The sequence below is a fragment of the Marinobacter sp. genome (assembly GCF_033722735.1).
Classification (GTDB): Bacteria; Pseudomonadota; Gammaproteobacteria; order Pseudomonadales; family Oleiphilaceae; genus Marinobacter.
On record NZ_JAWVYN010000001.1, the window covers coordinates 87,777 to 110,350 of the forward strand.

Sequence of the window (22,574 nt, forward strand, 5' to 3'; positions counted from 1 at the left end):
CTGGCCGGATAGGCTGTGTGGTACATTCCCAATACTTCAGCAAGGTGAGATGCGGAGTACCGGCATTGTGAACAAGAGGATGCGTGCATGAGCCAGTGGCAGCCCGGCTGGACCACTACCCCACCGGGACAGGACGATGCAGTTCTCGCGGTGGCCGGGCATTCGGTGCTGCGGCGTGGGGAGCAGTGGCTGTTGCCCTGGTCGGACGCACAGCGGGCCCTGGCCGCCGAATCGACACCGGTTTACGTCGGCCGATGGCGCGAGCGGGCGGTGTATGTGGCAGAGCTGGAACCGGCGCGACTGGAAGCGGCGACCGATCCGGTGCCCTTACGGGATGCCCTGCTGTTTGAGGCCGACGTCCCCGCCGACCTGCTCAGCACGGGCTACCAGGTCCAACAGTGGTGGCGGGACCACCGCTACTGCGGCCGCTGCGGGCAGGCCACCGGTCCCCATCCGCAGGAGCGCGCCCGCTGGTGTGCGCATTGTGAGATCCCGTGGTACCCCCGGCTGGCTCCCTGCATCATTGTGGTGATACGACACGGCGACCGGATGCTGCTGGCCCAATCGAGCCGGGCGAAGGGCCATTACTACAGTCTGATCGCCGGCTTTGTGGAGCCCGGCGAGACCGTGGAGGCGGCGGTACAGCGGGAAGTGCTGGAAGAGACCGGGCTGACAGTCACCGGGATTCGCTACCAGACCTCCCAGCCCTGGCCGTTTCCCCACCAATTGATGCTGGGGTTCTTCGCCGACTACGCCGGCGGCGAGCTGAACCTGCAGGAGGACGAATTGGCGGATGCCGGCTGGTACCGACCCGGCGAGCTGCCGCCGGTGCCCCCGCAGACCACCATCGCCGGCCGGCTCATCCGGGCCATGGCACAGGAGATTGCGGATTGAGTGCCCCCCGGATACTGGTCTTCGATTCCGGCGTCGGGGGCTTAAGCATCACCCAGTGCATTCGTCGGACGGTGCCCGGCGCCCGCCTTGTCTACCTGGCGGACAACGCCTGCTTTCCCTACGGTGACCAGTCGGAGACGCTGGTCACCGAGCGCTGTCTGAAACTGATCGAAGACACCCTCAAGACTTACCCGTCGCAGTTGATTGTGGTGGCGTGCAATACCGCCAGTACCGTCGTCTTGCCCCAGTTGCGGGCGATGACCCATTTACCGGTGGTGGGCGTGGTGCCCGCCATCAAGCCGGCAGCAGCGGTCTCGCAGAATCGCCGCATCGGGCTGCTGGCCACGCCAGCCACCATCCGTCGGGCCTATCTGGACCGTCTGGCGGATGAATTTGCCGCCGATTGTCAGCTGCACCGGGTGGGCCACCCCGAGTTGGTGCGCTGGATCGAGGACTGGGTGGCGGGCGCGGCCTTGCCCGAAACGGCTCTGAAGGCCGTTCTGGCGCCGTTTCAGCAGGCACAGGTGGATACGGTGGTGCTGGGTTGTACCCATTATCCGCTGATCGTCGAACAGCTGCAGACTCTGCTGCCCGGCGTGCAGCACTGGGTTGATTCCGGTCAGGCAATCGCCCGCCGAACGGCGGATCTGCTCGAGCGCGCCGGTTACCCTTCCGGCGACCGGGGACGGGAGCCCGCAATGGACGCCATGCTGTTCAGTGGTCAGATACCGCACGGCATCGAGCAGTTTCTGCCCCGGCTGGGATTGAGTGCCGGCCTGTTGCGGGGGGGCTGGCCTGGCCAAGGCGAGCCCGCTACAGCAATCGGGTCAGTTTGAACATCGCCAGAAATTCCAGGGCCGGGATGCTGCGCCGGTGGCAGCAGTAGGTTTTGAACACGTCGCCCCGGAAACGCGACTTGGTGAATTCCAGGCCGCGGAAGTTGTACAGAAAATTACCGTGGTTGTAGAGGCCGTGCAGAATCTGCTTTAGCAACCGGCTTTCCTGATGCTCGGTGGCCGGATCCAGGGACAGCGGAATCAGCCCTAGATCCAGGTAGGGCACCCCTTCTTCCTTGAACACTGCCATGGCATGGGCCATCAGGGTGTAGAAGATCCCCTGACGGAAGTTGGCATTGGCCCGTGAAATATTGGGCACGTAACTGATGATCCGGTTGTTCTGGTAGATCGGGTCGAAGTAGATGAAGCCCACTGCCTTGCCATCCTGGTAGGCATAGAAGTGTCGTTCATTTTCCCGGTAATCCATCTGCATGGGCCGGATCAGGAAGCGTATTTCATTGTTCTTGCACTTGCGGGTGCGAATCCAGGCTTCCGAAATTTCCCGGGTGTGGTCATCGCTGAACCGTTCCTTGACGGTGATGCCGTTCTTCTCGGCCTGATTGATGGCGGTGCGCAGCACCTGCTTCTTTTTGCCGCTGAGGGACCAGTTTGCCAGCCGGATTCTTGACTCGCTGCCAAACTGGGTGCCATACAGGCCAAAGCGGCGATGCAGGTAGTCCACCACCGGCCTGGAGACCTGGATATAGCAGGCGTTGGGGTGGCGCAGGTGAAACTGCTCCAGAATGCCCTCGAACTGATCGGGGGACGCCACCGGGTCCGAGAGCACGAACGTCATGCCCCACTTGCGCATGTAGCCAATGTAGCCCACCCCGGGCAGGTCGAAGTATTCCATTTCCGGCTGCAGGGTGGAAAAGGATTGGGAGTGGATCCCGTATTTCTTCAGGTAGGCCACGCGCTCGGAGAAGCTGAACGAGCTCCCGACCAGCGCGTCGGTGCGGTTGAGAGAGAGAATCTGGTCTGCCATGTCACCTTTCCCCGATTGGCTGTTGTTATTGGGTGGTTCCCGGGGGCGCGGATTACGCCTGTTTCTGGCCCAGGATTGACCAGTAGCAGTTCATGTTCAGCAGCTTGAAGTGCTTCTTGCGGGTGATTTGCAGGCCCAGACGCTGCATGTGTTCGGGGTAGTTGTAGATCTTGTGGAAGGCGTTGTTGGCAAACAGCCAGAAGATGAACACCGCCAGGTACCAGTAGGCCTTCTTGAAGAGCCGGGCGATGGCATTGCCGCTGGGATAGCTGAAATCTCCCACCACCACCTGAGCATCCGCCTTGCCCAGGCGGATCAGGTGTTCCAGTACCCGCACCATCATCGCTTCGTCGAAGACGTTGAGGAAAAAATTGGCGACCACCATGTCGTACTGCTCGTAGTCCTCCACCTTCATGATGTCGCTGTGAATACGGTGGATAGTCAGGTTGGGGGCTTCCGCCTGCTGGGCTTCGGCAAACTTGCGCAGCATGGTTTCCGACAGGTCAACCACCGTTACCTCGGCCCCCAGCTCGGCGGCGCGAATGGCATCGCGGCCATGGCCGACCCCGGCAAACAGGATACGGGAGCCGGGCCGGACGGTTTCTACGTCCAGCATGGCGGTCTTGCAGTGATGAATGCTCTTGCCGCTGTACAGGTTGCTCAGAAAATCGTAAACCGGGCCAATATACTTATACTTATCGCGCATGATGATTACCGCCTGTCCTGATCTGCTTGCCCTGCCACCCTGTTGTCGTTGTTGGCTTGGCCGATTGGGCAAACCGGCCTGGGGGCAGGGGATGGCTTCGAGCTTAGAGAACTGGTCGGGCAATTTATGTGCAGTAGACCGCATTTTCAGATACATACCGTTACGTTTCGCAATGCTTTGCAAACTGCTTCAATGTTTTTCATCCTACTGTCGAACAATCCGGTTATCGTTTGGTAGTGACAGCGTGCGCTGCGGACACTTGATTCGGGGCTGGGCGTTCGAAGCGGCTGAGTTATCCGGGGCACCATCTATACTGAAGGCATTGCACCGTTATGGGCAGGGAGGATGCATTGCTGGTGGGAGCGAGACTGTATAAGGGGCGCCGGCAGCTTATGCTGGCCCTGGTGTTATTGGCGGGCTTTGGAGAGGGAGGCGCCGCCGAAGAGGCTGTGCCTGGCACCATCAATTACCTGGTGGTTGATAGTCGAGTCGGGCCGTTTCAACTGATTCGGGAAGGAAAGAGTGATGGCGGCATTATCACCGACATGGTGGATGAACTGTTTCGCCGGCTCGACATTCCGGTGCGTCATCACGTTCTGCCGGTGAACCGAATCACCTACGGCGTGGCCCAGGGCGACTACGAGAACTGGGTCGCTTATGACGCACCAGTTTGGGATTCCTTTCCGGGGCGTGGGGAGTACGCAGATCAGCCCCTGTTTCGTACCCGGCATGTCATGCTCACCTGCAATCCAGATATCGAAAGCCCGGTGCATTCCCTGGCGGACCTGCAGGGGCTCGCCATCGTGACATTACGGGGCTTCGAGTATCTGGATCTCAGTCGTGCGGCCCAGCAGGGGGCGGTTCGCTCGGTGCCGGTGGACGAGTTCGAGACCGGACTGGCGCTGGTCAGTCTGAAGCGGGTGGACGGTTTTGTGGAAATGGCCTCCCGGCTGCGGTTTTACCTGAGCGGCTTTGACGGTGACAAATCGTGCATGCGGGAGGTGGATGTCAGCGCCGTCATTCCGAACTATTCGGTGTACCTGAGCATGGACCGCAAGTTGTCCGCCGACCTCAAGCATCGGATCAACCAGCAATTGGACAGCATGGCGCGAAACGGTCGGCTCACCGAGATCTGGCGACGTTACGTGCCCCCGCAACTGCCCGAGGATATCAGCGTCAAGGTGGGACGATAGCCGTGTCTCTCCCCGGGGCTGCCTAGGCCAGGATGGCCGGTCGGGCTTCCTCGCCCAGCAGCAGGGCAATGCGTTCCGCCGGTTGCGGCGGCCCGTAGAAGAAGCCCTGGACCTGGTGGCAACCCAGTTGCCGGAGGTAGGCCAGTTGGGCATCGGTTTCCACCCCCTCCGCCACGATCTCCAGTTTCAGGCCGTGCGCCATGGCAATGATGGCATTGACGATGCAGGCGCCGTCGTCACCGTTACGGATGTCCCGCACGAATGACTGGTCCACCTTGAGGGTGTGAATCGGCAGTCGATGGATGTAATTGAGAGACGAATAGCCCGTTCCAAAGTCGTCGATGGCAATGCGCACGCCATATTCCGCCAGCTCCTGGAGCTTTTGGCTGATCTGTTCCAAGTCGTTCATGATCACGTTCTCGGTGATCTCGATCTCCAGGTTCCGGGTGGGGAAGTCGTGGCGGGTCAGCTGCTGTATCAGGCTGTCCACAAACCGGGGATGTTCCACCTGGATGGGGGACAGGTTCACCGCCAACCTGAGGTCCCTGTGACCGTTTCTGATCCATTGGCCTACCTCCCGGCAGGCCGTGGTGATCACCCGGTTGCTGAGATTGTCGATAAGCCGGGTTTCCTCGGCCAGGGGCAGGAATTCCCCCGGATACAGCAGGCCCCGCTCCGGGTGCTGCCAACGCACCAGGGCTTCAAGGCCCACTACCCGGTTGGTCTTGGCGCAGACCTGGGGCTGATAGAACACCCGGAGTTCGTCCCGCTCCAGCGCCTGGCGCAGGTCCCGTTCCAGGCTCAAGCGGTTGGCGGTGTCGGTACTCATGGCATCGGAGAAGAAGCGATAGTCCCCTTTGCCTCGGCCCTTGACGTGATACATCGCGATATCGGCGTTCTGGATCAACTGGTCGAGGGAGTCGCCGGCATCCGGAAACACTGAGATACCGATGCTGACGCCGACAAATACCTCGTGCTCGCCCAGCTGGAACGGTGACTTCAGCGCGTCGATCAGCTTCAGGGCAATCCGTTTGGCGTCCTCTTCGCTGTGGATCGCCGGCAGCAGCAGGGTGAACTCATCGCCGCCGAAGCGGGACAGGGTATCGCCCTTGCGCAGGCAGGATTCCAGGCGGCGGGTGACCGCCTGCAGCAGGCGATCTCCCATGGCGTGGCCCAGGGTGTCGTTGATCACCTTGAAGCGGTCCAGGTCGAGAAACATCACCGCCAGCTTCTGGCCATTGCGCCGGGCGTGGGTGATGGCCAGGTTCAGGCGGTCCTTGAACAGGGCCCGGTTGGGCAGACGGGTGAGCAGGTCGTGATAGGCCTGAAAATTGATGAAGGCTTCCGCTTCCTTGCGCTCGGTGACATCCCGGGCGGTGCCGTAGAACCGGGCCTTGTGACTGGATGCCCGTTCCCTGGCCCCGGACAGGTGTGGCCAGGTATTCGGGTCGATGGGAAAAGCGGTCACCTCAAAGTGTCGGTTGGCCTTGCGACTGCCGCGGGTTTTCATCCGCAGCTCCAGGGTGCGGGGGTTGTCGGAGCTGACGTTGGCATCCAGGATGGCGTAACTGCCCCGGGCAACGTCCTGGTCGTCCAGCATCGAGCTGAAATGTTTACCGACCAGCTCGCTGGGCACATACCCGAGCAGGGACTGGACCTTGTTGTTGATGAAGCAGAACCGGCCATCCTGGTCCAGCATGAACACGATGTCGGGGGAACTGTTGACGATGTAGCGGTGCAGGGCTTCGGACTTCTCCAGACGTGACTGCATATCGGCATGATCCCGCAGCAACGTTTGCTGGCCAAGCACGCTGCGCACGGTTTCCAGCAACTCCTCCGGGTCGAACGGCTTTTTTATGTAGTCGAGCGCTCCCCGGCGGAGGGCACGGCTCACCGACGTGAAACCGCTCTCGCCACTGACCACCACCACACCGCATTCCGGCTGTGCCGACGCGGCATAGGCCATGACATCGAAGCCATCCAGGTCCGGCATGCGCAAGTCCAGCATGGCCAGGTCGAAAACTCTGGTCTGCAGGGCTTCGCAGGCGGCATGGCCGCCCAGGGCTTCCGTGACCCGATAACCATGTTGTCGTAGCAGGGCTGCCAGTGTGTTCAGAATGCGTTGGTCATCGTCAACCACCAGTATCTCCGCTGCCTGGCGGTGGGGCTGGAACGGCTGAGGGTTATCCATGGTCATCTTGCTAAGCCCATGTTGTCTGGTTTAGTGATCTGGTTCGTCAACTATCGCCGGCAAGAGGATTCGGAACAGGGTTCCTGACGGGCCGGTGCGACAGCTTATGATGCCCTCCATGTCATCAGTGAGCTGTTTAACGATGCTCAGGCCCAGGCCGCTGTGGCCCGCGCCTTTGTTCGATACTACGGGTTGAAACAGTTGCTGCTGGACGGCCGCGGGCAAGCCGGGGCCGTCGTCGGCGATCACCAGCTCCACCCAGGGGTGTCCGTTCTGCCACACCGGAGCTGCCGTCTGAATGGAGACTGTACCGGCGTCATCGATGGCTTCCGCAGCATTCTTGATCAGGTTGATGAGCAGTTGCCGTATCTGGCCCGCCGAGGCGGCGACGTCGGTGCGGCCGCGACTCGGCTCCAGGCGAAGCTGTTTGCCGTCTTGGTGGAACAGGCTCTCTTCGAACAGCTCGGCCAGGGCTCGAACGTTGTCATTGACCGAAGTCTGGGGCTGCCCCTCTATGGATGGGCGGCGATCGGGGGTGGCCAGTGCAAACAGCAGGCCGCCGGCCCGGTCCAACTCTTCCCGAATCACATCCAGATTATCCAGCACCTGGGGATCTTCCTGCTTCTGCCGGAGCTGGAACAGGTATTGCCGGATGATGGTCAGGGGGTTGTTGATCTCATGAATCTGACGGTGCAGCTGCTGGTGTTCCAATTCGGCCTGCCATTGCGGGTGCTGAAGGTTGTCGGCCTGGGCGGCATCAAGACGTTGGCCGAGCTGGTCGACAAACAGTTGAACCAGATCCATGACTGCCGGCTCCGGGGTGTCACTGCCGAGCACCATGACGCCCGGGCAGGCATGGCGGGAGGGAATGGGGACGGCGGTCATGGCCGGCGTGGCCAACAGGTTGAGTAGCTGGCGATCCAGGACACTGTCGGTAGGCCCGGCAACACCCAGGGTGGTGTTGTCGCTATAGGCCCGGCTGAGGACGCCGCGAGCCGGGGTACTCACGATGGATAGATCAGGCAGCGGGCCATGGCTGCTGGCGACCAGGGTCAGCTCGGCAGCGCTGGCGGCAAAGCCCAGCACCGGAAGGCCGGTGAGCATAGTCAGGCTGCCGGTGGCGGCGGCGAGCATACTCTGGAGGTCCCGGTGGTGAGTGGGAAGCCCGGTCAGCACCTGATTGACCCGGGCCTGGCCGATCAATTTGGACTCCAGCGTCTGCATCGCGGGTGCCGCGTCGTAGTGGGACGTCAGCGGTATGTTGAGGGAATCCGCCAGGGCGGAGACTTCTCGGTCAATGCGCAGCTTCAGCTCGCGGGTCAGTTCCTCATTGAGGTCGAAAACGGTGATGGTTGCGGAGATACCCGCTGCGTCGGACAGCGCCAGCCGCGTTGAAAGGTTGATCAGTTTGACCAGATGGCTGGCATCCTGAAGGGCGTCGGGGGAAGCCTGTTGATGGCGCATGGCGTCGGCTGCCAGGTCGCCAAACCCCCAGGACAGCACCAGGTCAGCGGCAATATCGGCATGGTGGCGAAGGTAGTATTCACGGTGCGATTCGTCCGTGGTCTTCAGCGCGATCAGCTCGCCCACGTTGTGCAACAGGCCCAGTGTGAACGCTTCCTCGGGGCTGGGGTAACGGGTCAGGGTGGCCAGGGCCCGGGCCATCAGGGCGGTGGTCAGGGCGTGACGCCAGAAATCCCGGAGCTGTTGCCATTGGTCGGCGCCGAGCTCGAACAGCACCTGACGAAGCGCCGCGGTGAGGACCAGGGTCTGGACCTGTTCGGTGCCCAGTCGCAGCAGGGCCTGCTCCACCGAGTGAACCTCACCGGTCCGACCGAACAGTGACGAGTTGGCCAGGGCCAGTATTCGGGTGACCAGGGCGGCGTCCACCGAGAGGATGTCGCCGATCTGTCGGTAACTCAGGTCCCGGCGACAGGCTTCCATCGCCCGCAGGGTGATCTCGGGTAAGCTGGGCAGCTGGATGTCGGGGTAGGGCATGGATTGCTGTTTGGTCACTCGTCGCGCAGCCGTGTCATACACTTCCGTGTGAATCGTTGAGGATCACATTTATGACGCAGTATTCATTTTTGTTGTTCGGTTAAAATAATAGACAATACTACCTGTTTATTAAAAGTTTATTGCCAACATTTTATGCTCTTTATAGGTTGTTTTGTGAACAGTGCAAGGTTTCTCACGGTAAAATTCTGTCATTTCATGCCACACAGGGCGGTTTAAGGGCCACCTGTATCTACATCCTGGACGGGGTTCGCGCTACACTCCTTTCACAGTGACAGAGCAGTGGGGGCCGGCAAGCTTCCATTGCCTCGTACGCCGTCGACAGCCCGATACCCCGTGCCGCCACTATGGATCAGTACCGCCAATCCCATCAGCAGGAACGACCCTCCAAGCATGAAGCGGGCCAGCCCAGAATTGTGGCTGTCACCGGAGGTAAGGGAGGCGTGGGCAAAACCTCCATCACGCTCAACCTTGCCCTGAGCCTGGCCCGGGAAGGTCAGCGTGTGCTTTTGCTGGATGGCGACACCGACCTGGCCAACGTCAGTATCATGTTGGGCCGCTATCCGGAGCGGACCCTGGCGCAGGTGGTGGAGGGGCAGTGTGGCCTGGCAGACGTCATCATGTCGGCGCCCTATGGCCTGGACATCGTGCCGGGTGCTTCGGGGGTGCAGGCGTGTCTGAACCTGGATTCGGAGCAGAGCCTTGGCCTGTTGAAAGCCCTGGCCAACCTCGAGCGCCAGTATGATTATGTGTTCATCGATACCGCGGCCGGGCTTCAGCCCGTAGGACTGCACATGATTGCGGCGGCAGCCATGGCCTGTCTGGTTATCACACCGGATCCGACCTCGCTCACCGATGCCTTTTCCCTGCTGAAGGTCATGCAGCGCAAGGGTTATCGGCGGACCCCCAGTGTGGTAGTCAACATGGCGCGGGGAGCCAGTCAGGCCCAGGCGGTGTATCAGCGCTTCGAGGCAGCGGTTCGGCGGCACCTGGGCATGGGGCTGCATTACCTCGGCGCGGTCTGGCGGGATGAGACCATCGAGCAGTCCATCCAGAGCCAGCGCCCGGTGGGGCTGTTGCCGGAAACGGATCCCTCCTGCCGGCAGTTTCATACCCTGGCCGATATGCTGGCGGTTCGGTTTGCCCATTTGCCAGCGCGGAAATCGGGCATCGCCGCCTATTGGCACCGGGTATCCACCCGGGCCCGCGATGACCGGGCGGAGGCTCCGTCACCGACCCCGTCGCAGGCCAGCCCCGATCCGGCGACACCATCGACACGGTGTCAGCAGCTGGTCACCGAGCTGGCGGAATTGCTCGCCGACAACAGCGATTCGGCGATGCTTCGTTATGAGGCATTCAACGCCATTTTTGCCCTGTTGGGGCGCAACCTGGACGAAGACGCGATCGAGATTATCCAGACCGGTCTGGCTTCCCTGAACTGGGAAGCGCTTTCGCCGACCCAGCGTCTCCATTTTGCCTCACACCTTCGTCAGCTCGCCGAACAGGTCGGTGCCGACCTGGCTGGGCAGGACGCCGGCCGGGCCCCTTCGGAAGCCCCTCCGGAGCCCCGCTATGACCGAGTCAGCTTCGGCGACCAAAATCAGCTCATCCAGGCACTTAAGGAGCAGCCCTCGGATATTTCCGTGGACCAGCTGTTGCGTTCCCTCTCCGCCGGCCGCCGTCCCTGAGCGACCGGCAATTTTCCGGCAATCAGCCGGTTAGCAATTCGTGTAACAAATTTAATCTGAATGTTGCGATTCCTTGCTGTATGTCACCGGTTTGTCATGCACACTGTGCAATGATTGGCCCGAAATGACGGGCCTGGCCCGGTAAATGCAAAGCATATAACAACGGCAGCGACAGGTGGCGGCGGCTTGCCAAAACCCGGATTGCCAACTAAATAGCTTGGGCCCACCGGCAGAGCGCAGACTCATGGAAAGCCGGAATGCATGGACCACGAATGAAACAAGATCAGAGACACAATCAGAGAAGGAGTTCCTACTCATGGCTGAACAACAGCTCGAAATTGGGGAATCAGAGTCACAGGTGCTAAAGCAACTGCGTGGCAAACATGTGCTCATCACCGGCACGACGGGCTTTCTTGGCAAGGTCGTACTCGAGAAGCTAATCCGCGCCGTTCCGGATATCGGCGGCATTCACCTGCTTATCCGTGGCAACAAGCGCCATCCGAATGCCCGGGAGCGGTTCGATAACGAAATTGCCTGTTCATCGGTTTTTGAGCGGTTGCGGCTGGATGACGGTGAGGCGTTCGAGGATTTTCTCGATACCCGCATTCACTGCGTCACCGGTGAAGTTACCCAGGAACGGTTTGGCCTGGCCCCGGACCCGTTCGCAGCCCTGGCGGGCAAGGTGGATGCCATCATCAATTCCGCTGCCAGCGTGAATTTCCGCGAGGAGCTGGACAAGGCCCTGGCCATCAACACCCTGTGCCTCAACAATGTAACCGAGTTTGCCGCCCAGGCAGGGGACATTCCGGTGATCCAGGTCTCCACCTGCTACGTCAACGGCAAAAACTCCGGCAAGGCCCACGAAGTGGTGGTGCGGCCGGCGGGGGCTTCCATTCCCCGTAGCGAGGAAGGCCACTACGAAATCGACGAGCTGGTGCACCTGTTGCAGGACAAGATTGCCGATGTCCGTTCCCGCTACAGCGGCAAAGTGCTGGAGAAAAAACTGGTGGACCTCGGCATTCGCGAGGCGAACCATTACGGTTGGAGTGACACCTATACCTTTACCAAATGGCTGGGCGAGCAGTTGCTGCTGAAGTCCCTGGCCGGCAAGTCACTGACCATACTCCGACCGTCCATCATCGAAAGTGCGATGGAGGAACCGGCCCCGGGCTGGATCGAAGGGGTCAAGGTGGCCGACGCCATTATCCTGGCCTATGCCCGTGAGAAGGTGACGCTGTTCCCGGGTAAGCGGTCCGGGATCATCGATGTCATCCCGGCGGACCTGGTGGCCAACAGCATCATCCTGTCGCTGGCAGAAGCCCTGGCCAAACCGGGTAAACGCCGCATTTATCAGTGCTGCAGCGGCGGTCGTAATCCCATTTCCCTGGGCGAGTTCATCGATCACCTGATGGATGAGGCCAAGAGCAACTACGCGCAGTACGACCAGCTTTTCTACCGGCAGCCCCGCAAGCCGTTTATGGCGATCAACCGTACCCTGTTCGACGCGGTCATCAGTGGCGCCCAGTTGCCATTGTCGGTGGCGGACCGGGTGCTGAAGGCCATTGGCCATACCCGCGAGCTGAAGCTGTTGAAAAATCTCGACACCACCCGGTCCCTGGCCACTATCTTCGGCTTCTATACCGCGCCGGATTACGTGTTCCAGAGTGACGAGCTGATGCAGCTGTCCAAGCGCATGGGCGCCGCCGACCAGGCGCTGTTCCCGGTGGACGCCGCCCGCATCGACTGGGCCCTGTACCTGCGCAAGACCCATCTGGCTGGCCTGAACAAGTACGCCCTAAAGGAACGCAAGCTGTACAGCCTGAAATCCCGCCGGACCCGCCAGGCGGCCTAAGGCTCTCTCCCCTCGAGGAACAGGTCCCGCATTCGCGGGCCTGTTCCGCGCTTTCGCTCTGTTGTTTCCCTGACTATGCTTACCGGTACCTTGGCTGGAATGTCACAAGTATCAGGAAGATACAAGCGCGCCAAAGGACCGGTGCGGAAGTGTTACTGAGTTAGGACATTAGTCTAATTCATTGATTGTCAGCCTGCGTGTTGAACTATAGGGAATCCGTCTTTGGGAAGTCGCTAACCATCATCCAATACCCAAAATTGCGGCCTTCCGGGGCCAGAGCCGGCCCGCGAAGTTCTGTTTCTACAATTCCGACAATCACTAACAGATCTCTAATTACAATGAGGGGAGCACAATGACTGAGAAACATGTTTACCCGGTGAAGCCGGAGTTCGCCAAGCGGGCATTGATCAACCGGGACCAGTACGACACGATGTATCGCCAGTCAGTCGAAGACCCGGACACTTTCTGGGGCGAGCATGGCAAGCGCCTGGACTGGATCAAGCCCTATTCCAAGGTCAAAAACTCCAGCTACGATAAGGACAACCTGTCTATCAAGTGGTTCGAGGACGGTGAGCTGAACGCCTCCGCCAACTGCCTCGACCGCCACCTGGAGAAGCGGGGGGACCAGACCGCGATCATCTTCGAGGGCGACGACCCGGCCGAATCCCGCCACGTCACCTACCGTGAATTGCACGCCGAAACCTGTAAGTTTGCCAACGTACTGAAGTCCATCGGCGTCAACAAGGGCGATGTGGTGACCATCTACATGCCGATGATTGTCGAGACCGCGGTGGCGATGCTGGCCTGTGCCCGCATTGGGGCCATCCACTCGGTGGTGTTTGGCGGCTTCTCGCCCGAGGCCCTGGCGGCCCGCATCGACAACGGCAAATCCCGCTTCGTGATCACCGCCGATGAAGGTGTCCGTGGCGGCCGCAAGATTCCACTGAAAAAGAACGTGGACTCGGCCCTGTCCGGCGGCAAGCTCAATGTCGACAGGGTGGTGGTGGTCAGTCGTACCGGTGGCGAGGTGCCCTGGGACGACAGCCGCGACGCGCGATACGAAGACCTGATGGCCAAGGCGTCTGCCGATTGCGCCCCCGAGCCGATGAACGCGGAAGATCCGCTGTTCATGCTCTACACCTCCGGCTCCACCGGCGCGCCGAAGGGCGTTCTGCATACCACCGGCGGCTACCTGGTCTACGCCTCCATGACGCACCAGTATGTGTTCGACTACCAGGATGGCGACGTCTACTGGTGCACGGCCGACTTCGGTTGGGTGACCGGCCACAGCTACATTCTCTACGGCCCGCTGGCCAACGGCGCCATCACCCTGCTGTTCGAGGGGGTGCCCAATTATCCGGACACCTCCCGCATGGGGCAGGTGGTCGACAAGCACAAGGTCAACGTGCTGTACACCGCACCGACCGCCATTCGTGCGCTGATGGCGGAAGGTGAGTCCTGCATGGACGGCACCACTCGCGAAAGCCTGCACCTGCTGGGGTCGGTGGGGGAGCCCATCAACCCGGAAGCCTGGGAGTGGTACTACCGGGTAATTGGCAACAGCCAGTGCCCGATTGTCGATACCTGGTGGCAGACCGAAACCGGCGGCATCCTCATTTCTCCGCTACCGGGTGCCTTCGATCTCAAACCCGGTTCGGCCACGCTGCCGTTCTTCGGAGTGCAGCCGGCGCTGGTGGACAACGACGGCAACATCCTCGACGGGGCCGCCGAAGGCAACCTGGTCATCCTCGACAGCTGGCCGGGACAGATGCGCACCATTTACGGCGACCACGACCGGTTCGTGCAGACCTACTTCAGCACCTATCCGGGCCGCTACTTCACTGGCGACGGCGCCCGTCGCGATGAGGACGGCTACTACTGGATCACCGGCCGGGTAGACGACGTATTGAACGTGTCCGGTCACCGACTGGGCACCGCGGAAGTGGAAAGCGCCCTGGTGGCCCATGATCTGGTGGCCGAGGCCGCCGTGGTGGGCTATCCCCATGACATCAAGGGACAGGGTATTTACGTGTACGTCACCCTGGTACACGGCGAAACCCCCACCGATGAGCTCAAGAAGGAGCTGGTGCAGTGGGTGCGCAAGGAAATCGGACCGATTGCCTCCCCGGACGTCATCCAGTGGGCCCCCGGCCTGCCCAAAACCCGTTCAGGGAAGATTATGCGCCGGATTTTGCGTAAGATTGCAGCTAACGAGCACGATCAATTGGGCGATACCTCCACCCTGGCCGATCCCAGCGTGGTGGACGAACTCATCAGTCATCGTGCGTTCCAGTAAGGACGGCCAGTGGCCCAAACCCTGCGAGGACTCTGTTGAATGGCACAACAAATAATCATCGCCGATGATCATCCGCTGTTTCGGGCAGCCCTGAAGCAGGCGGTCAATCAAGCGGTTCCGGATGCTGACACGGTGGAAGTGGAAAGCATCAAGGCGCTCCAGGCGGCGGTGGAATCCCACCCGGATGCGGATCTGGTCCTACTGGATCTCAATATGCCGGGGGCCCATGGATTTTCCGGGCTCGTGTTCATGCGGGGGCAGTATCCGGGATTGCCCGTGGTGGTGGTGTCAGGTTCGGAGGAATTGCAGGTCATGCGGCGCTCCATCGACTACGGGGCGTCCGGCTTCATTCCCAAGTCGGCGCCTCTGCCCACCATCACCGAGGCCATCCAGGCGGTGCTGGAGGGCGATGTCTGGCTTCCGGAAGGGGTGGCCGAGAAGATCGAGCGGATGCAGGCGGACACCACCGACTTCTCCGAGAAGCTGGCGTCACTGACCCCGCAGCAGTTCCGGGTGTTGGGGATGCTGGCCGAAGGCCTGTTGAACAAGCAGATCGCCTATGACCTGGAGGTGTCGGAAGCCACCATCAAGGCCCATATCACGGCGGTGTTCCGCAAACTGGGGGTGCGTAACCGGACCCAGGCGGTGATTGCGATCCAGCAAATGGAAATTGATCCGTCCGACACCTCCTTGTCGGGCGGTTGATTCGAAGCCGTTGAGGTTTCAGGTAGTAGGGGCAGCTTGCCCCTTTTTTTGTCCAGCCATTGCCTCCCTTCGGCGTGCCGGGCTCCGGTTCGATGGTTGCCTCTCTCCCTCTCAGAACTCGTTCGATCGATAAATCGGTACGGCTGTGCGCACAAATCCGCTTTCTGGATTTTTCGCCGGCTAACTGGTGCTCGTTTCTGAAATCTCCTGTCCATTGAAATTAAACAGATTTACTGTGGGTATGAATTTGATTTATGGGCCTGTCACCAAAAATTTATAAAACTGCCATTGCCTTGTCATCGAGGTTTATGTAAATTCAGCTTACAAATGTACGCTGAACTTCAAAGGTGAATGGATGAACGCTGCTGTCAAACCTGAATCTCTCGGAAACAGTGGTTTTGGCTTGCCCGATGAGCGCGAACTGCGCGATCAGATGCGTAAGGATCTGCCTGCGGATACCTTCCAGCCCCAGACCTGGCGGGTTGTCTGGTTTCTGCCGCTGCAACTGATTATCTGGGGCGGCATCGCCACCATCCTGATGGCCGGGCTGCCCTGGTACGCCAACCTGCTGTTGGGCCTGGTGGTGGGGCACACCATCGGGAGTCAGGCATTGCTGGCCCACGAAGTGCTGCACGGCGCCCTGGGTATGAGCAAGCGCTGGCAGAACTTCTTCGGCTGGCTGGGCTTTGGGCCGATGATCGTGCCGCCGGAGTTCTGGCGGAAGTGGCACAACGTGGTGCACCACGGCAACACCAACATCGGTGACGTCGATCCGGACAGCTTCGGTACCCTGCGTCGCTACAAGACCGATCCGAAGCAGAAGAAGTTCACCAAGCTGGCCCCGGGTGGGCGTACCTGGTACAGCTACCTGTTCCTGACCTATTCCTTCACCATGCACGCCCAACTGGTGCTGTGGTTCCAGGCCCGGCGTCGCAAGCAGTTCAAGGGCATGGACCGCAAGAAGGCGATTCGTCAGTCGTTCATGCTGCTCGGCGGTTGGCTGGTCCTGGCGGCCATTTCCGGTCCGCTGGCACTGTTCACCGTAGTGATCCCGTTCATGGTGGCGAACGCGTTGGGCCAGGGTTATATCCTGACCAACCACTTCCTGCGTCCCCAGACGGTGTCCAACAACCCGCTGGACAACTCCATGAGCCTGCGGAGTAATCCGATTCTGGACCGGTTGCACTACCGCTTCAGCCACCACGTGGAGCACCACTTCTTCCCGAAGATGTCCTCCAACAAGGCACCACGGGTTCGCCAGTGGCTGGAACAGAATCACGGTGACCGCTACATGGCCATGCCCCATAGCACCGCCATCAAGTACCTGTACACCACACCGCGGGTGTACAAGAACGCCACCGAGCTGGTTGATCCGATTAACCCGGAGCGCACCTTCGACCTGATGCCTCTGCAGAAGCAGTACTCGGCGACGAACTACCTGAAGGCGTCGTAAGGCAGGATGATTGCTTGGCGAACAAAAAGGCACGCCCGAGGGCGTGCCTTTCGCGTTCCTGGGCCTTGGTTCAAGGCGGGATTGCGTGGTAGGAGCAGGGTTGAAAATTCGGGGTCACTCGCTGGTGTCGGTGTCGTGCTCGAACTCGCCGTGCTCCAGAAAGTGAATCGTCTGCGCGATCACATCCTCGTCGTTCATCAGGAAGGGGTGACTCACCGGCACCACCAGGAAGTCGCTCATGCCCTCCAGCTTGGCGTTCTCCAGTGAGACCTTGCCGTCGTCTTCGCCGGGAATCAGCAGTGACAGAATGGGGTTGATGGAATCCTCGCCGGCGATGATGCCCACTTCCAGGTCCGTCGCCCCGAGGGATTGGGGCAGGTCGCCTGCTTCGGTGCCCAGCTGTTGGCCGGCCGGACCGTTGATCCATTCGAAGGGCGCCAGGTCCCCCAGCTTGTCCACCACCTCGCTGCCCTGGTTGGGCGGCCCCAGCATCACCACCCGGCCGAAGTGCAGGGTGGGTTCGGTTGTCCGTAAGTGGCGAACAAGGATGCCGCCCATGGAGTGGGTCACGAAGTCCAGGGGGGACGGCGCGTTCTCGGTGCAGGCCCGGAGGGCGGGCAAAACATGGGCGCTGGCCAGTTCCTGGATCGGGTGGTCAGTGGACGGGTAGTCGATGTTGCAGGTGCGGTAGCCCGCCGCCTTCAGGGCCTCTTCCATCTCGGTCATCGAATCGGCGGAGCGGGCCAGGCCGTGCAGGAGAACGACGGTTCTGGCGGGGGACTCGTTGGCGGCGACTCCTGAGCAGGTCACGCTCAGGAGTGCGGCTAGGGCAAGGGGTTTGAACCTGGGCATAGCAAGGTTAGACCGACGTTACTGATCCGCCATCACAAATTCCAGCCGTCCCGGTGCCACCCGGATGTCCATGGGCACCATGCCAAACAGCTTCTGGCTGGGGTCGGTCTCATCCAGGCGATAGACCGGCACGGTCTCCAGCAACTGCGCCACGCTGCGCATCACGGTGTCGGTCAGGGGCTTCAGATCCTGGTTGAACAGGGTGGATTCCACCCGGCTATCCAGCAGCTGCAGGCGGCGAATGTAGACGGCCTTTTCCTGGCTGTCATACACCGGGGCGCCTTCCACCTTGAGCACGATATCCACCGGAATCCGGGTCATCAGGGCGTTGACGGCGACCTGGCCGGTGAGATCGATCACGGCGACGTCACGACCGTCCGGCCCCAGGGTGATGTCCGCATCGCTCAGGCTGACGCTTAGTGGTGAGCCGGCTTGAAGCTGTTGCCGGTCAAAATCCGCGATACTTTTCTGTAGGTGATTCTCCAGGGTCTGTTCGCTGATGGAGTAGGGGGAAAAGCTGGCGCAGCCACTGAAACCCAGTGACAACAGCAGGAGCAGGGCCAGGCGTTGCATGGTGAGGTCTCCCTGTCGGATCGAATGGGGACTGAGAAAGTTATCCCATTGTAGCGACAATCCCGGCCCGCGGAGGCATTAATGATCGGTAAGCCGCTGAGAGGGAGACGAATTGGCCCGCCAGGCTCCTTAATTGTTCTCCTGGTCGGCGGACACGGACAGCTCGCCGTTGTCGCTGTAGGACACCGAGATCAGGATCGGCTGGCAGCACACCTGACAGTCTTCCACGTAGGTCTGGTCACGTACCGAGGGATCGACGCTGATATCCAGCATCTCCCAGCAGTACGGGCACTGAATCTCGGTGGTTTCCAGGGCAGACATGGTGGGGTCCTCATATCGGCTGTTTGGCCATCCAGGGAATGATCCGGTCGAAGGCTTCCTCGAGCTTTTCGCAGGACGTGGAGAAACTGAAGCGCAGGGCGTTGGAGGTGTCCTCGCCAAAGGCGTCCCCGGGCACCACGCAGACGCCAGTCTCCTTCAACATGCGCAGGGCCAGCTCAGAGCCGTCAACGTGTGGCGGCAGGTTGGGGAAGGAGAAGAAGGCGCCGCCGGGTTTGTAACCAGTCAAATGGGGCGTTTCGTCAATCAGGGTCATGATCCGATCCCGACGTTCCCGGTAGATGTTGACCATGTCCTGTACGCACTGCTGGTCACCGGTCAGCGCGGCCACCCCGGCGAACTGGGCGGGGGTGTTGGCCACGGAGGTGGTGAACATGTGATAGCGGCGCAGGGACTTGATGGCGGCCTGGCTGGAGATCACCCAGCCGACCCGCAGCCCCGCCATGCTGTAGGTCTTGGAGAAGCTGCTGATGCACATCACGTTGTCCAGGTCGAGGGCGCAGCTGAGCACGCTGGCGTACTCTTCCTCGTCGAAGATCAGGTGGTCGTAGACTTCGTCACTGTAAACCTGGATGCCCCGGTAGGCGCATTCCTCCACAATGGTCTCGATGGTGCTGCGGGGATACACCGCCCCGGTGGGGTTGTTGGGGGAATTGAGGATAATGGCAAAGGTGCGCTCCCCCATGGCCTTGATGACATCGTCCGGGTCGAGCTGGTGATTGTTCTCCGGGTGGGTGGGAATGAACTTCACTTCGCCGCCGTTCATCCGGATCAGGGGGGCATACAGCAGGAACGACGGGTCGGTGATGATGAACTGGCGACCCGGTGCGGCGGTGGCGGAGAGCGCCAGGTACATGGCCTCGGTGGCCCCGCTGGTGATCAGGATGTTATCCCGGGTCAACTTGCGGTTGTAGCGTTTGCCGTAATAGTCCCGCAGCGCAACGAGCAGTTCCGGCAACCCGGCGTCCATGGTGTAACCGGTCTGTCCGGCGTTCAGGGCATCGATGTAGGCGTCGACGATATGCTGCGGTGTGGGCTGGTCGGGCTGGCCGATGGACAGGTGGATGACGTCCTTCATGGTGGCCGCCATATTCACCATCCGCCGAATTCCCGGCACGGGGATGGCCTGCATGGACGGGTGCCAACGGGCCTTGGTCTTGCGGTACTTGACCTTGCGCGGTTGGGTGTTGCCCACATCTCTTGCAGCTTCTGGCATACGCACCTCCTGAGTGAGACAAATGCACTGACCACTTTTGCAGGTTAGTTACTAAATTCGGGCGGGACAAGCGATTTCATTGAGCCATTTTTGCCCCTGGCGGTGAGGCATTTGACCGTCCCAGACCAAGCCTCCAGACTGTTAGAGTCATGCAGATTCTGGAGGTTTCCCATGCCCGCACATCAACGTCCTGTTATCACCGTCCTGACCGCGCCGGGGGAGGCGGAGCCGCCGGGTGTGGAGGCGCTGCTGGCGCGGGCGGAAGTGCGCTTCGCCTCCGATGAGGCGTCCCTGCGGGAGACCCTGCCCGGTACCGACGTGATGATGGTGACCGACTTCCGCACCGAGGCCCTGGAGGCGGCCTGGCCGGCAGCGGACAAGCTGCAGTGGATACACGCCACCAGCGCCGGGGTGGACGCCCTGATGTTTCCGGCGCTGATCGAGGGGCCGGTGACGGTGACCAATGCCCGTGGCATCTTCGATCGCACCATTGCCGAATACGTGCTTTGCACCATCCTGATGTTCGCCAAGGACTTTCCCCAATCCATCCGCTATCAGCTGGCGCATCGTTGGCAGCATCGGGATACCGAGCGGGCGGCGGGACAGCAGGTGCTGGTGGTGGGGGCCGGCTCCATCGGCCGGCAGATTGCCCGGCTGGTCAGTGCGGTAGGATTGCACGCGCACGGCATCGCCCGCAGCGCCCGTGAGGACGACCCGGACTTCATCGCCGTGCACAGCCAGGCGGACCTGGAAGCGCAGTTGCGCCTGGCAGACTATGTGGTGATTGCCGCCCCCCTGACGCCGCAGACCGAGGGGCTGTTTGACCGGAACGCCTTTGCGGCAATGCGAAAGACCGCCCGACTGATCAACATTGGTCGCGGGCCTATTGTGAAGACCGATGATCTGATTGCCGCCCTCCAGGACGGCGAGATCGCCGGGGCGGCCCTGGATGTGTTCGAGGAGGAGCCGTTGCCGGAGGATCACCCGCTGTGGGACATGGACAACGTGATCATGACGGCCCATATGGCTGGGGACTTTATCGGTTGGCGGCGGGCGTTAACCGATCAGTTCCTGGAGAATTTTGACCGATGGCATCGGGGGGAGGCGTTGTTCAATCAGGTGAATAAGGCGTTGGGGTATGCGGGTACGTAGCGCAGTAGCCTTTTAATCCGTGTCGGCGGACAGTGGGGGGCCTTTCTCCGCCGCCCTCCAAGGTACATCCCTGTACCTGTCGGGACTTCGCGGCGTCCCTGCCGCTGCTCCGAAAGGCCCCCTACTGTCCGCTTTCAGGCTTGGCCGCTATCCGCAAAAAGATAATTCGTTGAGCTTGGTGAGACTGGCTGAACAGCTACACTACCCACCACCGGCACCTTCTCACCAGGCTAGGGAGGACATATCAGGCCGTCGCCTTCAGCGCCTCCTCAAAGATCCCCAGGGCCTCGTCGATCTGCTGCTGATCGACGATCAGTGGCGGCAACCACCGCACTATCTCCTGATAGGGCCCGCAGCGGAGCATCAACAGCCCCCGCTTCTCGCATTCCTTGAGGATATTGCCGGCCCGCTCGCCATCGGGCACACCGTCCCGCCGCATCTCGACCCCCAACATCAGGCCCAGCCCGCGGACATTGTCCATCTCCGGGTAATCCCGCTGTAGCTTCTCCAGGCCGGTACGCAGGTGCCTGCCCATCGTCTCCGCATTGGCCACCAGGCCTTCTTCCCGGATCACCTCAATGGTGGCCATGGCCGCGGCGGCGGCCACCGAGTTGCCGCCGTAGGTGCCGCCCTGGGAACCGGGCCAGCCCTTGGCCATGGTTTCCTCCGAGGCGGCGAGGGCGGAGATCGGGAAGCCGCTGGCCAGACCCTTGGCGATCATGATGGCATCGGGTTTCACGCCGAAGTGGTCGTGGCCCCAGAATTTGCCGCTGCGGCCGAAGCCTGCCTGCACCTCGTCGAACACCAGCATGATGCCGTGCTTGTCCGCACGCTCCCGCAGCCCCTGCATGAAGCGGTTGTTGGCGGGTACGTAACCGCCTTCGCCCTGCACCGGCTCCACCAGCATGGCGGCGGTTTCCCGGGGGGCGGAATAGGTGACGAAGATGCGGTCCAGTTCCCGCAGGCAGAAATCGGTGGTCTCCTCCTCGCTCCAGCCGTAGTGGTGGGCATGGGGGAAGGGCGCCACCACCACGCCGCCCATCATCGGGCTGACGCCGGCCCGCAGGCCCACGCTGGAGGTGGTCAGCGACAGCGAGCCCATGGTGCGACCATGGAAACCGCCATGGAACACCACAATGTTGGGGCGCCCGGTAACCTGCCGGACCAGGCGAATGGCCGCCTCGGCCACCTCGGTACCGGCATTGGAAAAGAAGAAGGCATTGAGCGGGTCCGGTGTCAGCTCGCCCAGTTTCTCCGCCAGTTCCGGCAGACGCGGGTTCATCACGGTGGTGGCCTGGGCGTGGATCATGGTGGCAACCTGTTTTTGCGCCGCCTCCACCACTTTGGGGTGGCAATGACCGGTGCTGGTGACACCGATTCCCGAGGTGAAATCCAGGTAGCGCCGCCCCTCCGGGTCAATCACGTAGGCGCCTTCACCTTTGGCGGCCACGATACCGGTCGCCTGTTTGAGCAGCGGGGACAGTTTGCCTTTATGGTCGGTCACGATGCACCTCCCGAAATGTGCTGGATGGCTGTTGATCAGTACGTTATGGATCCGTACTTACTGACGGATGTGTTGTTAAACCGGGTACTGTCCAGCCTAGTCGCTGGATCGGGGTTTTTAAAT

18 protein-coding genes are annotated in these 22,574 nt (G+C 61.1%); 9 read left to right on the top strand and 9 right to left on the bottom strand.

Annotated elements, in window-relative coordinates:
- Positions 1 to 87 precede the first annotated feature (87 nt).
- Both nudC and murI read left to right on the top strand, forming a co-directional pair.
- Positions 88 to 894, top strand: a complete 807-nt coding sequence (nudC, locus tag R3175_RS00405) for an NAD(+) diphosphatase (protein ID WP_318941501.1) — start codon at positions 88 to 90, stop codon at positions 892 to 894.
- The gene (murI, locus tag R3175_RS00410; RefSeq protein ID WP_318941502.1) at positions 891 to 1,730 is read left to right on the top strand and encodes a glutamate racemase; all 840 of its coding nucleotides are present in this window, start codon (positions 891 to 893) and stop codon (positions 1,728 to 1,730) included. The genes nudC and murI overlap by 4 nt, the downstream gene beginning before the upstream one ends.
- Here murI and R3175_RS00415 read toward each other — a convergent pair.
- Positions 1,708 to 2,715 (bottom strand): DUF2156 domain-containing protein, encoded by a 1,008-nt coding sequence (locus R3175_RS00415; RefSeq protein ID WP_318941503.1) that lies wholly within the window; start codon positions 2,713 to 2,715, stop codon positions 1,708 to 1,710. The genes murI and R3175_RS00415 overlap by 23 nt on opposite strands.
- 52 nt (positions 2,716 to 2,767) lie before the next feature.
- Positions 2,768 to 3,421, bottom strand: coding sequence for a class I SAM-dependent methyltransferase (locus R3175_RS00420; RefSeq protein ID WP_318941504.1), 654 nt, complete (start codon positions 3,419 to 3,421; stop codon positions 2,768 to 2,770).
- A gap of 356 nt (positions 3,422 to 3,777) precedes the next feature.
- Between R3175_RS00420 and R3175_RS00425 the strand changes: the two genes are divergently transcribed.
- On the top strand, positions 3,778 to 4,614 hold the full coding sequence (locus R3175_RS00425; RefSeq protein WP_318941505.1) for a transporter substrate-binding domain-containing protein: 837 nt from the start codon (positions 3,778 to 3,780) through the stop codon (positions 4,612 to 4,614).
- A 22-nt stretch (positions 4,615 to 4,636) separates the two neighbouring features.
- Here the strand turns inward: R3175_RS00425 and R3175_RS00430 are convergent, their stop codons facing one another.
- Together R3175_RS00430 and R3175_RS00435 are read right to left on the bottom strand one after the other, a co-directional pair.
- The gene (locus tag R3175_RS00430) at positions 4,637 to 6,805 is read right to left on the bottom strand and encodes a putative bifunctional diguanylate cyclase/phosphodiesterase (RefSeq protein WP_413231695.1); all 2,169 of its coding nucleotides are present in this window, start codon (positions 6,803 to 6,805) and stop codon (positions 4,637 to 4,639) included.
- A gap of 30 nt (positions 6,806 to 6,835) precedes the next feature.
- Positions 6,836 to 8,821 carry an HDOD domain-containing protein gene (locus R3175_RS00435; RefSeq protein ID WP_318941507.1) on the bottom strand — a complete coding sequence of 662 codons (1,986 nt, stop codon included), beginning with the start codon at positions 8,819 to 8,821 and terminating at the stop codon, positions 6,836 to 6,838.
- Between the two features lie 347 nt (positions 8,822 to 9,168).
- Between R3175_RS00435 and R3175_RS00440 the strand changes: the two genes are divergently transcribed.
- The 5 genes from R3175_RS00440 to R3175_RS00460 all read left to right on the top strand — a co-directional run bounded on the left by R3175_RS00440 (position 9,169) and on the right by R3175_RS00460 (position 16,815).
- A complete protein-coding gene (locus R3175_RS00440) occupies positions 9,169 to 10,509 on the top strand; it encodes an AAA family ATPase (RefSeq protein ID WP_318941508.1) in 1,341 nt (446 codons plus the stop codon).
- A 316-nt stretch (positions 10,510 to 10,825) separates the two neighbouring features.
- On the top strand, positions 10,826 to 12,361 hold the full coding sequence (locus R3175_RS00445; RefSeq protein WP_318941509.1) for a fatty acyl-CoA reductase: 1,536 nt from the start codon (positions 10,826 to 10,828) through the stop codon (positions 12,359 to 12,361).
- Positions 12,362 to 12,713: 352 nt separating this feature from the next.
- Positions 12,714 to 14,657, top strand: coding sequence for an acetate--CoA ligase (gene acs / locus R3175_RS00450; RefSeq protein WP_318941510.1), 1,944 nt, complete (start codon positions 12,714 to 12,716; stop codon positions 14,655 to 14,657).
- A 39-nt stretch (positions 14,658 to 14,696) separates the two neighbouring features.
- Positions 14,697 to 15,362, top strand: a complete 666-nt coding sequence (locus R3175_RS00455; RefSeq protein ID WP_318941511.1) for a response regulator transcription factor — start codon at positions 14,697 to 14,699, stop codon at positions 15,360 to 15,362.
- 355 nt (positions 15,363 to 15,717) lie between these two features.
- Entirely contained in the window at positions 15,718 to 16,815 is a 1,098-nt protein-coding gene (locus R3175_RS00460; RefSeq protein ID WP_318941512.1) for a fatty acid desaturase family protein, read from the top strand.
- Positions 16,816 to 16,929: 114 nt separating this feature from the next.
- Here the strand turns inward: R3175_RS00460 and R3175_RS00465 are convergent, their stop codons facing one another.
- The 4 genes from R3175_RS00465 to R3175_RS00480 all read right to left on the bottom strand — a co-directional run bounded on the left by R3175_RS00465 (position 16,930) and on the right by R3175_RS00480 (position 19,795).
- Positions 16,930 to 17,625 carry an esterase/lipase family protein gene (locus R3175_RS00465; RefSeq protein ID WP_318941513.1) on the bottom strand — a complete coding sequence of 232 codons (696 nt, stop codon included), beginning with the start codon at positions 17,623 to 17,625 and terminating at the stop codon, positions 16,930 to 16,932.
- A 60-nt stretch (positions 17,626 to 17,685) separates the two neighbouring features.
- Positions 17,686 to 18,240: a DUF1439 domain-containing protein gene (locus tag R3175_RS00470; RefSeq protein WP_318941514.1), complete on the bottom strand. Its 555-nt coding sequence runs from the start codon at positions 18,238 to 18,240 to the stop codon at positions 17,686 to 17,688.
- Between the two features lie 129 nt (positions 18,241 to 18,369).
- Positions 18,370 to 18,561: a CPXCG motif-containing cysteine-rich protein gene (locus R3175_RS00475; RefSeq protein ID WP_318941515.1), complete on the bottom strand. Its 192-nt coding sequence runs from the start codon at positions 18,559 to 18,561 to the stop codon at positions 18,370 to 18,372.
- Positions 18,562 to 18,571: 10 nt separating this feature from the next.
- Positions 18,572 to 19,795: a pyridoxal phosphate-dependent aminotransferase gene (locus R3175_RS00480; protein ID WP_318941516.1), complete on the bottom strand. Its 1,224-nt coding sequence runs from the start codon at positions 19,793 to 19,795 to the stop codon at positions 18,572 to 18,574.
- A 171-nt stretch (positions 19,796 to 19,966) separates the two neighbouring features.
- Between R3175_RS00480 and R3175_RS00485 the strand changes: the two genes are divergently transcribed.
- Positions 19,967 to 20,947 (top strand): D-2-hydroxyacid dehydrogenase, encoded by a 981-nt coding sequence (locus R3175_RS00485; protein ID WP_318941517.1) that lies wholly within the window; start codon positions 19,967 to 19,969, stop codon positions 20,945 to 20,947.
- A 244-nt stretch (positions 20,948 to 21,191) separates the two neighbouring features.
- On the opposite strand, the gene R3175_RS00490 is transcribed toward R3175_RS00485, so the two are convergent.
- Positions 21,192 to 22,451, bottom strand: coding sequence for an aspartate aminotransferase family protein (locus tag R3175_RS00490; protein WP_318941518.1), 1,260 nt, complete (start codon positions 22,449 to 22,451; stop codon positions 21,192 to 21,194).
- Positions 22,452 to 22,574 lie beyond the last annotated feature (123 nt).